Consider the following 12400-nt stretch of genomic DNA (forward strand, 5'->3'; position numbering starts at 1 on the left):
TGCCAGTTTCTGCAACGGAAGCCAGTATCGAAGGTAAGAAGTTATGAGCGAATCATTCGCTGAAATGTTTGAAGAGAGCCTAAAGAACACCGTTATGACCGTCGGTGAGGTGATCAAAGCTGAAGTTGTTTCTGTCGACGGCGATTATGTGACCGTCACTGCGGGCCTCAAGTCTGAAGCCGAAATTCCCCTTTCCCAGTTTGCTAAAATCGAAGGCGAGTACAATGTACACGCAGGCGACCTAGTAGAGGTTGCTATCGAGAGCGTCGAAGACGGTTACGGCCGTACCAAGTTGTCACACGATAAAGCACGTCGTGTCCGCGTATGGGCGGAGCTGGAGAAGGCACACGAAAACGAAGATATCGTGGTTGGTCAGATTACTGGCAAAGTAAAAGGTGGTTTCACCGTATCACTGCAAAACGTTCGTGCGTTCCTGCCGGGTTCATTGGTAGATGTGCGTCCTGTTAAAGATTCTGCGTATCTTGAAAATCGTGACCTTGAGTTGAAGGTAATCAAGATCGATAAAGCACGTAACAACGTTGTTGTTTCTCGCCGCGCTGTGGTTGAGAACGAGTTGGGTGCTGAGCGTGAAGAGTTGCTGAAAACCATCGAAGAAGGTCAAATCGTTAAAGGTATCGTTAAGAACCTGACTGACTACGGTGCGTTTATCAATCTGGGTGGCATTGACGGTCTGTTGCACATCACAGATATGGCATGGAAACGTGTTAAGCATCCGTCTGAAATTTTGGAAGTTGGCCAAGATATCGAAGCACGCGTACTGAAGTTCGACAAAGAAAAAGCACGTGTTTCCTTGGGCATCAAGCAAATGGGTGATGACCCATGGAAAGATCTGGCACGTCGTTTCACCGTTGACTCGCGTCATTACGGTAAAGTGACTAACATCACTGACTACGGTGCCTTTGTTGAGCTGGAAGATGGTGTTGAAGGTTTGGTGCACGTGTCAGAAATGGACTGGACCAACAAAAACATTCATCCAAGTAAAGTGTGCCAAGTTAATGACGAAGTCGAAGTTGTGGTGCTGGAGATCGATGCCGAGCGTCGTCGTATTTCACTGGGTATGAAGCAGTGCCGTGCGAACCCATGGGATAGCTTCGCCGCGACACACAAGAAAGGCGACAAAGTTGTTGGTAAGATCAAATCAATCACTGATTTCGGTGTGTTTATTGGTCTTGAGGGCAACATTGACGGTTTGATTCACCTTAGCGATCTGTCTTGGAACGAAGAAGGCGAAGACGTCATCCGCAACTACTCTAAAGGCGATGAGCTGGAAGCCGTTGTCTTGGCTGTAGATCCAGAGCGTGAGCGTATTTCATTGGGTGTCAAGCAAATTTCTGGTGACCCATTCAGTGACTTCGTTGCCGCCAACAATAAAGGCGCGGTTGTCACTGGTACCGTGAAAGAAGTCGATTCACGTGGTGTCACCATTGAATTAACTGAGGGCGTTGAGGGTTACCTGCGTGCGGGCGAGATCTCACGTGACCACGTTGATGATGCTTCCAACCTGTTCAGTGTTGGCGATAAAGTTGAATCAAAAGTCACGTCAATCGACCGTAAGACTCGCCGAATTTCATTGTCCATTAAAGCATTGGAAGCGCAGCACGAAAGTGAGGCGATCCAAGAATATGCGCGTGGCAGCGATGAATCTGGTAGCAGCTTGCTGGCTGAGAAACTGAAAGAAAAATTGAATAAATAGACCTTTATTCAAGCATCTTTGAAAAGAGCCGCAGCCCGCCGATTCGGGGGCTGCGGTTTTTTTATGTCAGCCAGAACTTGGTGGTCAATCGTCAATTATGACGATAAATTTAGTAATATCAGTCACTTAGCCAGCTTTTTTGTTCTGGATTAGTTGCGTGGAACGCGGGGACTCTCTATACTTTCTCGGCTAAAAATTAATCAAAGGGTACAGGGTATGATTAAAACACCAACAATGACGAGGTCGGAACTCATCGAGGTGCTAGTTGAAAAACAACCGCATTTAGCGCATCGTGACGTCGAGCTGGCAGTTAAGGCTGTGCTTGAACGAATGGGTAACGCGTTCGAAGAGGGGGAGCGAATTGAGATTCGGGGGTTCGGTAGCTTTTCATTGCACTATCGTCCTGCGCGCGTCGGCCGAAATCCAAAAACTGGCGAATCGGTTTCAGTGGAAGACAAGTTTTCGCCGCATTTCAAGCCCGGCAAAGAGCTCAAGGAGCGAGTTGACTCAATCAATTCCTAATTTTAAGCAACTCGCACAGCGAGTCGTCAAAAAAGGATTTATACTAAACTGATCACAGAGCCTGGTTTTGATGCCCAAATTTTTTGTATGAAAAAGTTCATTGTCACTACGATTATATTTCTCCTTTTCGCGGTACTTGCGTTAACCATCAATATGCGCAATCCAGGCTCGATCACATTGAACTATTATTTTGGCTGGCAGGCGCAAGTAGACTTGTATGTCGTGCTAGTTGTGCCATTCCTCATTGGCTTGGTGTTGGGAGCGCTGTTAATGAGTATCTCAGTGTTTCGAAACAAGATGGCGGCAGGGCGTAGCAAGCGACAACTCGCTAAGGTTGAAAAAGAAGTCGAGAATCTCCGAGCCATGCCCGTGTCTTCTGGCCCTGCGTTACCAGGCTCTGATAATTCCTGATTCAGGCTGGCCTCGCAAACACGAGGTGATGTTTTGATTACGTCAATGGATTGGCTCTGGCCAGTCTTGTTTGTCGTATTGTTGGTGGCGTTGTTTGCCAATCTGTGGTTCGGTTATCGGCGCTATCGCACCTCTGCACCACCGCTGGATTATTTGAGGGGCGTTAATTTCGTTCTAAACGAAGAGACTGATAAAGCCATCGACTTATTTTTAAAAGCCATCGAGGTTGATAAAGATACCGTCGAGTTGCATCTTGCGCTGGGCGGGTTGTTTCGAAAATCAGGGCAATTCGATCGCGCAACACGTATTCACCAAAACTTGATCGCTCGACCGCATCTAACCGATGCTCAGCGGGCGAATGCCGTCTATGAGTTGGCACAGGATTACCATAAGGTCGGTTGGCTGGATCGGGCAGAAAACTTGTATCGTGAGTTGCTTGATATCTCCGATTACCAAGTTTTGGCCACCGATGGCCTGGTGGCGATTTATCATCAAGAAAACGACTGGCAACAAGCCATCGAAAGCCTGCTTAGGTTGCCACAAAGTGAACAGCAGGCGAGGCGTAAATCAATCGCGAATTATTATTGTGAACTTGCCGAGCAGTTTATCGAGTTGCGGAAATTTACTCCAGCTCTATTGGCTCTTGAGTCGGCCCATAAACAGGGTGCCGGGATCGGGCGAGTAGATTATCTATTTGGTGCGCTGTATTTTGCACAAGGCGATTATCCGGCCGCACTGGAGGCATGGCATCGTGTGCGCAAAGTGCATCCGGCCTTGGCGCATAGGGTGATCGGGAATCTGGTCGAAGGGTATCAAGCGATGGGTAACGCCGACGGTCTCGCCCTGTATTTACTGGAAGAGCGCAGTGTGCCGCGCGATAAATTATCCTTTGTGCTTTGGTCTGGCGCATTAAAGGATGTGCTGGGAGAGGCAAGCGCGATAACAACCGTGTGTGATCGTGTGACCGAATTCGGTTACAGTGCGCCAGTCAGTGCATACCTGTTGCAAATGCTGAAACAAGCGGGGCTTTCTTCGGTGCATAAAGATAGTTTGCTCACCAGTTTGTTGAATAGAGAAAAAAACCGTCAGATTGAGTATACTTGTAATGGGTGCGGTTTCGACACTAAAGCCATGTACTGGCATTGTCCAAACTGCGGGCAGTGGGAAAGCTTTCATTAGGTCGAGTGCCTTGGCTCAGTGCGTGCCGAACAAATGCTCGATCAATAACCTGTAATTATAATGAGACACAGTCAGTGACCACCGAGATTAAACACCTTGTATTCAAAGGAATTGAGAAAAAAGAACAGATTCTTTTTAAATCGTTCCTCAATCTGGCGAAGAATGAACTCACCTATCAAGTTGTCATACTGAAAGACGGTGATGACACCGAACCCGATATTGCCATCGTGGATGCCAGCTACCAGTTTGGTGATGCTGAAGATGAGGTTGCCGCCTTGCCATCGATTAAGGTAGGTAACAATGTCGAAGAAAGTGGCATCGGTTATCTTTCTCGACCTGTTCAATGGAGTGATTTTAAGACCGAGCTTACACGATTGGAGTTTGGTGCTAACGGCGAAGCTCAGCCTGATGCTGAGCGTGTGCTGCCAGATGAAATGCAGTTCGTCATTGCCGAGATGGACGAAAAAAGCGAGTCGGATGTGCCCGCGTCGGAGGAGGCTGATTTCTCCGATGCTGCCGAATATGACTACGAACTCGACAACATGAGCGTCGATTACCACAGTTTCACGAATAGTGAGTACATGAAGGTGGTCGACGACGTGCGAGGCTTTGCCGATGGCGACGAAGGCGTTGCGGAAGTCGAAACAGCCAAGAGCGTAGTGCTGACCACCGACGACGAGAGTGGCTCTGCTAGCAGTGTGTTGGTGATTGAGACGAATACGCTCGACGCTTGGGAAATGTCCGAGTCTGAACTCGACGAAGACCATACTGTCACTAACCTTATTCTTACCGATGAAGAAGAGGAGATCGAAGATGCTCCGGATAAACAAGCTGAGCAAGCGCTGACTGAGCGTTTGCTAACTGGCACACCGGTCAATCCAGGGGATGATTTTTGGGAATACGATTTAGAAATTTATTCTGAACGTGAAAGCCTGTTGTTTATTAAGCCTGGTCGCGACATGGTCTATTCACACAAAGAGCCCGCTAAATGGGCTAAAGCGTTGAGTGTCGAGCAAGTTACTAAGATTCCGATCGGCAGTGACTGGCACCCAACCGAAGGACTGAAAGCCTACCCAACCAGTCGACTCATTTTTGCTCATACCCTTGCGACGCACACCAAATCACTAGCGCGCGGACTGGATGAGACCAGTGAGTACATACTCGAGCGATGGCCCCAGTTTGATTTGCTGGAATTAGACAATGTGTTGCTCAAGTTGTGCACCTTGTTGTTTGTTAATCCAGAGAGTGCTTATAGTTTGATGCAGAAATCGGGCTACAGTCGCCACGTGGTTTTTGGTTTGATGAACGCATGTCATAAACTCGGTATCCTGCGTCGCCCTGAAGACGTTAAGATTGAAGCGTTTTCGGAAGCGAGTAATGAAGACGGCATGTTCGGAAAAATTAAGGATGTGTTTCGTTAATCTTCCATAGTCTATTTGATACGCATACGAGGTTGGTTTGTTGAAAATTGCGGTAGCCGGTGCCACCGGCCGGATGGGGCGTGCCATTGTTCAGGCCCTGCAGGCTTCTAATGATGAAAAACTGGTTTTGACTGCAGCCATCCATCGCCCGGACAGCAGTTTGCTGAACGCGGATGTTGGCGAAGTGGCCGGCGTAGGCAAAGTTGATGTGCCCATCGTGTCCCGTATTGAGCGGGCCGAGTTTGATGTGCTGATTGATTTCAGCCCCATTGAGCCTTGTTTGCGTAATTTGCGTTACTGTGTCGCGAATCAGAAGTCCGCTGTTATTGGCACTACCGGATTTGAGCGTGCTCAGGAAGCTGAAATACATGCGGCAGGTACTACGATTCCGTTGGTGTTTGCCGCCAATATGAGCGTTGGTATGACGCTCTGTTTTCATTTAGTCCAGCAAATGGCACCAATTCTGGCAGCCGATTCCGATATCGAAATTATTGAAACGCATCACCGGCATAAGGTGGACTCGCCTTCCGGCACGGCTATGCGGCTTGGTGAGTTGATAGCGCAGTCTTTAGGGCGCGACTTGGATGCGTGTGCCGTGTATGGGCGACAAGGGATTTCCGAACCGCGAGATCGGGACACCATCGGCTTTGCGACCGTGCGTGCAGGAGACGTGGTTGGCGATCATACGGTACTGTTCGCCAGTGAGGGTGAGCGGATCGAATTGACACACAAGGCCTCTTCGCGGATGACCTTTGCCAAAGGTGCGGTGCGAGCGGCGGGCTGGCTCGGTGGGCAGGCGCCCGGCTTGTACGATATGCACGATGTGCTGGGATTGCGAGACTTAACCTGAATGCGTGATGCAGGAAACTAATTACATTTTTAGCGTCTAATCACATTGCAAGCCGCTCATTGCTTCGGCTAAAATACCGCGCGATGAAAAGGCCACCACAAAAGCCGAAAAAGTAACCCAAAAAGGGAGAAGCCACCAATAGGGCTTCTCCCTTTTTTTAAGCAAATTTTGAGTTACATATGTAATTCAACATGACCAGGGCACCCAATGAAACACAGCGCATTATTGGCATTAGCAGATGGAACTTTGTTTTGGGGGCAGTCGATTGGCGCCACCGGGCAAACTGTCGGTGAGGTTGTTTTCAATACCGCAATGACCGGCTACCAGGAAATTCTGACTGACCCTTCCTATTCCAAACAATTGGTCACATTGACCTATCCACACATTGGCAACACCGGCACGAATGGCGAAGACATCGAGTCCGACTCAGTCAGTGCAGCAGGACTTATCATTCGTGATCTGCCGCGCATGGCCAATAATTGGCGAAACTCGCAAAACCTAGACGAGTATCTGGCAGAAAATAATTTGGTTGCTATCGCTGACATTGATACGCGTCAGTTAACGCGAATGCTGCGTGAGAAAGGTGCTCAGAATGGGTGTATTGTGGCGGGCGACGATATTGACCCTGAACAGGCGATCGCGGCGGCGCAAGGTTTCCCAGGCTTGAAGGGGATGGACCTAGCTAAAGAAGTCACCACCGATGAAGCGTACGAATGGTCGCAATCGGTGTGGTCACTGACGCAAGGTTATCAACAGCAGGCGAAGTCTGACTATAAAGTTGTTGCCTATGATTTTGGGGTCAAGCATAACATCCTGCGCATTCTGGTTGACTTAGGTTGCGATGTCACCGTTGTGCCAGCGCAGACCCCTGCGGCAGAAGTGTTGGCAATGCACCCGGACGGTGTGTTTTTGTCCAACGGCCCCGGTGACCCGGAACCATGTGATTATGCCATCGACGCGACTCAAGCCATTATTGAAGCCGGTAAACCAATTTTTGGAATCTGTCTAGGTCATCAGATTCTGGCGCTGGCATCGGGGGCACAGACCGAGAAAATGAAGTTTGGTCATCATGGCGCTAACCACCCGGTCCAGGACCTGGCCAGTAAAAAGGTCATGATTACCAGTCAAAATCATGGTTTTGCGGTAGCGGAAAACAGCCTGCCAGACACACTCACAGTGACACATAGGTCGTTGTTTGATAACACTATTCAAGGTATTCGTAGAACCGATGTGCCTGCGTTTTCGTTTCAAGGTCATCCCGAAGCGAGTCCCGGACCGCGCGATGTCGCCCCTTTGTTTGAACAATTTATCCAGATGATGCAGGCACAAAAGGCCAGCGTAGCCGAGGAGAACTAAGCATGCCCAAACGCAGTGATATTCAAACCGTACTGATTATTGGTGCCGGCCCGATTATTATCGGTCAGGCATGTGAATTTGATTATTCCGGTGTGCAGGCGTGTAAAGCGCTAAAAGAGGAAGGCTTTCGTGTGGTGCTGGTCAATTCGAATCCCGCCACCATTATGACTGACCCCGGTTTCGCTGATGCGACCTATATTGAACCGATTAGCTGGCAAGCGGTAGAAAAGATTATCGAGGCTGAGAAGCCCGATGTGTTGCTGCCAACGATGGGGGGGCAAACCGCGCTGAACTGTGCGCTGGATCTGGAGCGCGAAGGCGTACTGGCCAAGCATGGCGTCGAGATGATTGGGGCAACCAAAGAAGCCATCGACAAAGCCGAAGACCGTGAGAAGTTTAAATCGGCGATGACGAAGATCGGCCTGGAGACAGTGCGGGGCGATATTGCACACAGTATGGATCAGGCCTTTGAAATTCTTGAAGACTTAGGTCTGCCGGTCATTATTCGTCCGTCGTTCACCATGGGAGGCACCGGCGGTGGTATTGCGTATAACAAAGCAGAGTTCGTTGAAATCTGTCAGCGCGGCTTGGATGCGTCACCAACCAATGAATTATTGATCGAAGAGTGCATCTTTGGCTGGAAAGAGTATGAGATGGAAGTGGTGCGTGACCGTGAGGACAACTGCATCATTATCTGTTCCATTGAGAACTTCGATGCCATGGGTGTACACACCGGTGACTCCATCACGGTCGCGCCGGCGCAGACCTTGACAGATAAAGAATACCAGATCATGCGCGATGCCAGTTTGGCGGTACTGCGCGAGATTGGTGTCGACACCGGTGGTTCCAACGTGCAGTTCGCGGTCGACCCCAAAACCGGTCGCATGATCATTATTGAAATGAATCCTCGTGTATCACGTTCGTCGGCACTGGCTTCCAAAGCGACTGGTTTCCCAATCGCTAAAGTGGCCGCAAAGCTGGCGGTTGGCTATACGCTGGATGAACTACGCAACGAAATCACTGGCGGGTTAACACCGGCATCGTTTGAGCCAAGCATTGATTACGTGGTAACCAAAATTCCACGCTTTGATTTTGTCAAGTTTCCGCAAGCTGACGACACCCTGACCACGCAGATGAAGTCGGTTGGTGAGGCAATGGCGATTGGTCGAACTTTCCAAGAATCACTGCAAAAAGCCATGCGTAGTCTGGAAATTGGAAGTCATGGTTTTGAGCCGCAGCTCGGCGACCTCGAGGGCACCATGCGTGAGACACGCTTAAGTCAGGCGCTGCGTGTGCCAAAGGCTGAGCGCTTATGGTACATCGGTGATGCGTTCCGTGAAGGCATGAGCGTTCAAGCGGTGCACGAAGCCACTGGCATTGAACCATGGTTTTTGGCGGAAATTGCTGATTTAATGCAAACTGAGACTGACGTCGCTGAGGCAACGCTGGCTGAACTGACCAAGGAGCAAGTATTCTCTTGGAAGCGCAAAGGATTTTCCGATGTCCGCTTAAGTCAGTTGCTGGCTTGTAGCGAGGATGATTTCCGCGCGCAGCGACACGCTTTATCTGTTCGACCAGTTTATAAGCGGGTCGATTCCTGCGCAGCCGAGTTTGCCACGGCAACGGCCTATATGTATTCAAGTTACGAGCAGGAGTGTGAGGCTGAACCCGTAACCACGGATAAAATTATGGTGTTGGGGGGCGGTCCAAACCGAATTGGCCAGGGGATTGAGTTTGACTATTGTTGTGTGCACGCGGCCATGGCGTTACGTGACAACGGCTATCAAACCATCATGGTTAACTGCAACCCGGAGACCGTATCCACTGATTACGACACCTCAGATCGGTTGTATTTCGAGCCCCTAACGTTGGAAGACGTGCTCGAGATCGTACACAAAGAGAATCCTACGGGTGTTATTGTGCAGTACGGCGGACAGACGCCATTAAAACTGGCACGTCCACTGGAAGCGCAAGGCACACCGATCATCGGTACGTCTCCAACAGCGATTCACGATGCGGAAGACCGAGAACAATTTCAAGCCTTGCTTAATCGATTGAACCTAAAGCAGCCACCTAATCGTATTGCTTCGAGCGAAGAAGATGCGCTCGAGATGGCCGAAGAAGTTGGTTACCCCTTGGTCGTGCGCCCCTCTTATGTATTAGGCGGTCGTGCCATGGAGATTGTGCACGATACGGCAGCGTTGAAAAACTATATGGCGTCAGCGATTCAAGTGTCCAATGAGTCGCCAGTATTGTTGGATCGGTTCCTCAATGATGCGATCGAAGTCGACGTGGATGCAATTTGCGACGGAGAACAGGTCGTTATCGGTGGTATCATGGAGCATATCGAGCAGGCCGGTGTGCACTCAGGTGATTCAGCGTGTTCGTTGCCCCCATTTAGCCTTACGGAAGCCATCAAGGCGGATCTGCGTGAACAGACTGCAAAAATGGCGCTCGCCCTGAATGTGGTTGGTCTGATGAATGTGCAATTCGCGATCAAAGGTGAGGACATATTTGTACTGGAAGTGAATCCTCGCGCATCACGTACGGTGCCATTCGTATCTAAAGCGACATCTCGCCCATTGGCTAAGGTGGCGGCATTATGCATGGCGGGCAAATCGTTGGCAGAGCAGGGCATTCAGGGAGAAATTATTCCGGAGTACTATTCTGTCAAAGAGGCAGTATTCCCTTTCGTCAAGTTCCCTGGTGTCGACACGTTGTTGGGTCCAGAGATGAAATCTACGGGCGAGGTGATGGGCGTCGGGCGTAGCTTTGGCGAGGCTTACGATAAGGCCCAGCAAGGTACGGGCTCCAATATTCCCCATACTGGGACGGTCTTGTTCAGCGTCCGCAACAGCGATAAAAAGATTGCAACTGAGTTAGCAAGCTATCTCTCGGGTGCGGGGTTTGATATTGTTGCTACTCGAGGAACAGCACAAGTGTTCCGCGACGCGGGCATTGAAACCAAAGTAGTGAATAAGGTGAAAGAAGGCCGTCCGCACATCGTGGACATGATCATCGACGGTCAGGCAAACTTGGTTATCAATACCACCTCAAGCAATGACACCGTGAAGGATTCCTACACTATCCGACGCGAAGCGTTGATGCACAAAGTGACGTATTTCACTAATATCTCATCAGCTCGTGCCATGGTTGCAGCGCACAAAGCACATTCAGAAATGAGTGTCAGCAAGCTGCAAGATTTGCATAAACTAATAAAACATAATTAACCAGACATAACAAAATGGATCGAGTACTACTGACCAAAAAAGGCGCAGAAGCGTTGCAGGCAGAACTAAAAAATTTAAAGAGTGTTGAGCGCCCGAAGGTAATCGAGGCGATTGCTGAAGCGCGATCGCACGGCGATCTCTCTGAAAATGCAGAGTACGACGCGGCTAAAGAGCAACAAGGCTTTGTCGAAGGTCGAATCAAAGAGCTAGAGAGCCACCTCAGTATCGCTGAAGTCATTGACCCGAGTAAGTTGAATGTTCAGGGCAAGGTCGTGTTTGGAACACGGGTAACCTTGTACGACATTGACGCTGCTAAAGAAGTTTCGTATCAAATTGTCGGTGATCTGGAAGCTGATATTGATCAGGGTCAGATATCGCTTAGCTCGCCGATCGGTCGCGCTTTGATCGGTAAGTCTGAAGGTGATGAATTTACGTTTGAAGCACCAAGCGGCGAAAAAACATATGAAGTGGTCAGCGTGAGTTACGACGTATAGTCGACAGCGCTGTCAATTGAGGGTTATCGTGCGCCGCGCGTAACCTACCGGTACGCTGGCCTGCTGGTTACGCAGGCCACACACCAAATCAGATGCTAGGTATTGACAGCTTTGGTTCCGTCGCAGGCCGGTAAACAACACCAACGCGACCGATTAACTGCACCGGTTCGCTGGCTGAGCGCGCGGTGATTTGGGCAAGTAACGCTACTTTCTCTGCTTTTTCGTTACTCGGCAGTTTGATTTTGATTAATTCGTGCTGTTCCAGCGCCAGCTCAATTTCACTCATGACAGCATCAGTTAGTCCTTTGCTGCCAATCATTACCACTGGGTTAAGGCCGTGAGCCACACCACGTAGGTAATTTTTTTGTTTTCCAGTCAGTGTCATGTATAAGTGCGTGCATATAATGCGATTATTAACAGTGTCTGAGCCACAGCAATCGGTTGCTGCAAGTTGAGTCGGTATTCCGGTGGCGCAGACGCGAGATTCTACCTAAACTTAGGAAAAATACACCTAAAATGGCACGAAAAGGCAACAAAACTGGTGAGTGGGTCCGTCGGCATGTCAACGATCCGTACGTCAAGAAGGCCACCAGTCAAGGGTATCGCTCCAGAGCGGTCTATAAATTTAAAGAAATTGATGACCAGGATAAACTGGTCAAGAGCGGGATGGTAGTCGTGGATTTGGGCTGTGCTCCGGGTGGCTGGTCGCAATATATAGCGCGTAAGTTTGGTGGCTCAGTGACGGTGATTGGTGTTGATTTACTGCCCATGGACCCGATTGATAACGTCACCTTTATCCAGGGTGATTTTCAGGACCCCGACATACTGGCGCGAATTGACGAAATCTTGGATGGGCGCGACATTGACCTTGTAATTTCTGACATGGCCCCCAACATTACAGGTGTAAGAAGCGTTGACGAAGCCCAATATGAAGGCTTGTTAGATTCTGTATTGTACTTTTGTGATCAGCGCTTAAAAGCAGGTAATCATTTGTTGGTGAAGTTGTTCGAGGGCAGTGCTGCGCACTACTATCGACGTGAGGTTAAATCACGGTTCAAGTCCGGTGTGGTCAGAAAACCAGGTGCATCGCGTGCAAAGAGTCGCGAATACTACTTTTTGGCTAAACATCGAATTGCACAGTAGTGGTCTGATTTCTACGACTATGCGCGCTAAGACTATGGTCATAAGTGTGTACGGTGCCTCACAAATGCCGTGTGCTTACT

The 12400-nt window shown here is 49.5% G+C and carries 11 protein-coding genes; 10 read left to right on the top strand and 1 reads right to left on the bottom strand.

What is annotated here, in order from left to right; genetic code table 11:
• Positions 1-43 precede the first annotated feature (43 nt).
• From rpsA to greA, 9 genes are all read left to right on the top strand, one after another.
• Positions 44-1714 carry a 30S ribosomal protein S1 gene (rpsA, locus tag IE055_RS02520; RefSeq protein ID WP_189398425.1) on the top strand — a complete coding sequence of 557 codons (1671 nt, stop codon included), beginning with the start codon at positions 44-46 and terminating at the stop codon, positions 1712-1714.
• Positions 1715-1930: 216 nt separating this feature from the next.
• The gene (locus IE055_RS02525) at positions 1931-2236 is read left to right on the top strand and encodes an integration host factor subunit beta (RefSeq protein ID WP_268244523.1); all 306 of its coding nucleotides are present in this window, start codon (positions 1931-1933) and stop codon (positions 2234-2236) included.
• Between the two features lie 87 nt (positions 2237-2323).
• Entirely contained in the window at positions 2324-2647 is a 324-nt protein-coding gene (locus IE055_RS02530; RefSeq protein ID WP_189398426.1) for a LapA family protein, read from the top strand.
• Between the two features lie 33 nt (positions 2648-2680).
• Positions 2681-3826, top strand: coding sequence for a hypothetical protein (locus IE055_RS02535; protein ID WP_229794091.1), 1146 nt, complete (start codon positions 2681-2683; stop codon positions 3824-3826).
• Positions 3827-3900: 74 nt separating this feature from the next.
• Positions 3901-5247 carry a hypothetical protein gene (locus IE055_RS02540; protein ID WP_189398428.1) on the top strand — a complete coding sequence of 449 codons (1347 nt, stop codon included), beginning with the start codon at positions 3901-3903 and terminating at the stop codon, positions 5245-5247.
• Positions 5248-5284: 37 nt separating this feature from the next.
• Positions 5285-6097, top strand: a complete 813-nt coding sequence (dapB, locus tag IE055_RS02545; RefSeq protein WP_189398429.1) for a 4-hydroxy-tetrahydrodipicolinate reductase — start codon at positions 5285-5287, stop codon at positions 6095-6097.
• Positions 6098-6304: 207 nt separating this feature from the next.
• Positions 6305-7453: a glutamine-hydrolyzing carbamoyl-phosphate synthase small subunit gene (carA, locus tag IE055_RS02550; protein WP_189398430.1), complete on the top strand. Its 1149-nt coding sequence runs from the start codon at positions 6305-6307 to the stop codon at positions 7451-7453.
• Between the two features lie 2 nt (positions 7454-7455).
• Positions 7456-10683 carry a carbamoyl-phosphate synthase large subunit gene (carB, locus tag IE055_RS02555; protein WP_189398431.1) on the top strand — a complete coding sequence of 1076 codons (3228 nt, stop codon included), beginning with the start codon at positions 7456-7458 and terminating at the stop codon, positions 10681-10683.
• Between the two features lie 14 nt (positions 10684-10697).
• Entirely contained in the window at positions 10698-11177 is a 480-nt protein-coding gene (gene greA / locus IE055_RS02560; RefSeq protein ID WP_189398432.1) for a transcription elongation factor GreA, read from the top strand.
• An 88-nt stretch (positions 11178-11265) separates the two neighbouring features.
• On the opposite strand, the gene yhbY is transcribed toward greA, so the two are convergent.
• The gene (yhbY, locus tag IE055_RS02565) at positions 11266-11562 is read right to left on the bottom strand and encodes a ribosome assembly RNA-binding protein YhbY (protein ID WP_189398433.1); all 297 of its coding nucleotides are present in this window, start codon (positions 11560-11562) and stop codon (positions 11266-11268) included.
• A gap of 131 nt (positions 11563-11693) precedes the next feature.
• Between yhbY and IE055_RS02570 the strand changes: the two genes are divergently transcribed.
• Positions 11694-12320 (top strand): RlmE family RNA methyltransferase, encoded by a 627-nt coding sequence (locus IE055_RS02570; protein ID WP_189398434.1) that lies wholly within the window; start codon positions 11694-11696, stop codon positions 12318-12320.
• Positions 12321-12400: the final 80 nt, after the last annotated feature.

It is taken from the genome of Arenicella chitinivorans (assembly GCF_014651515.1).
In the GTDB taxonomy this organism is placed as follows: Bacteria; Pseudomonadota; Gammaproteobacteria; order Arenicellales; family Arenicellaceae; genus Arenicella; species Arenicella chitinivorans.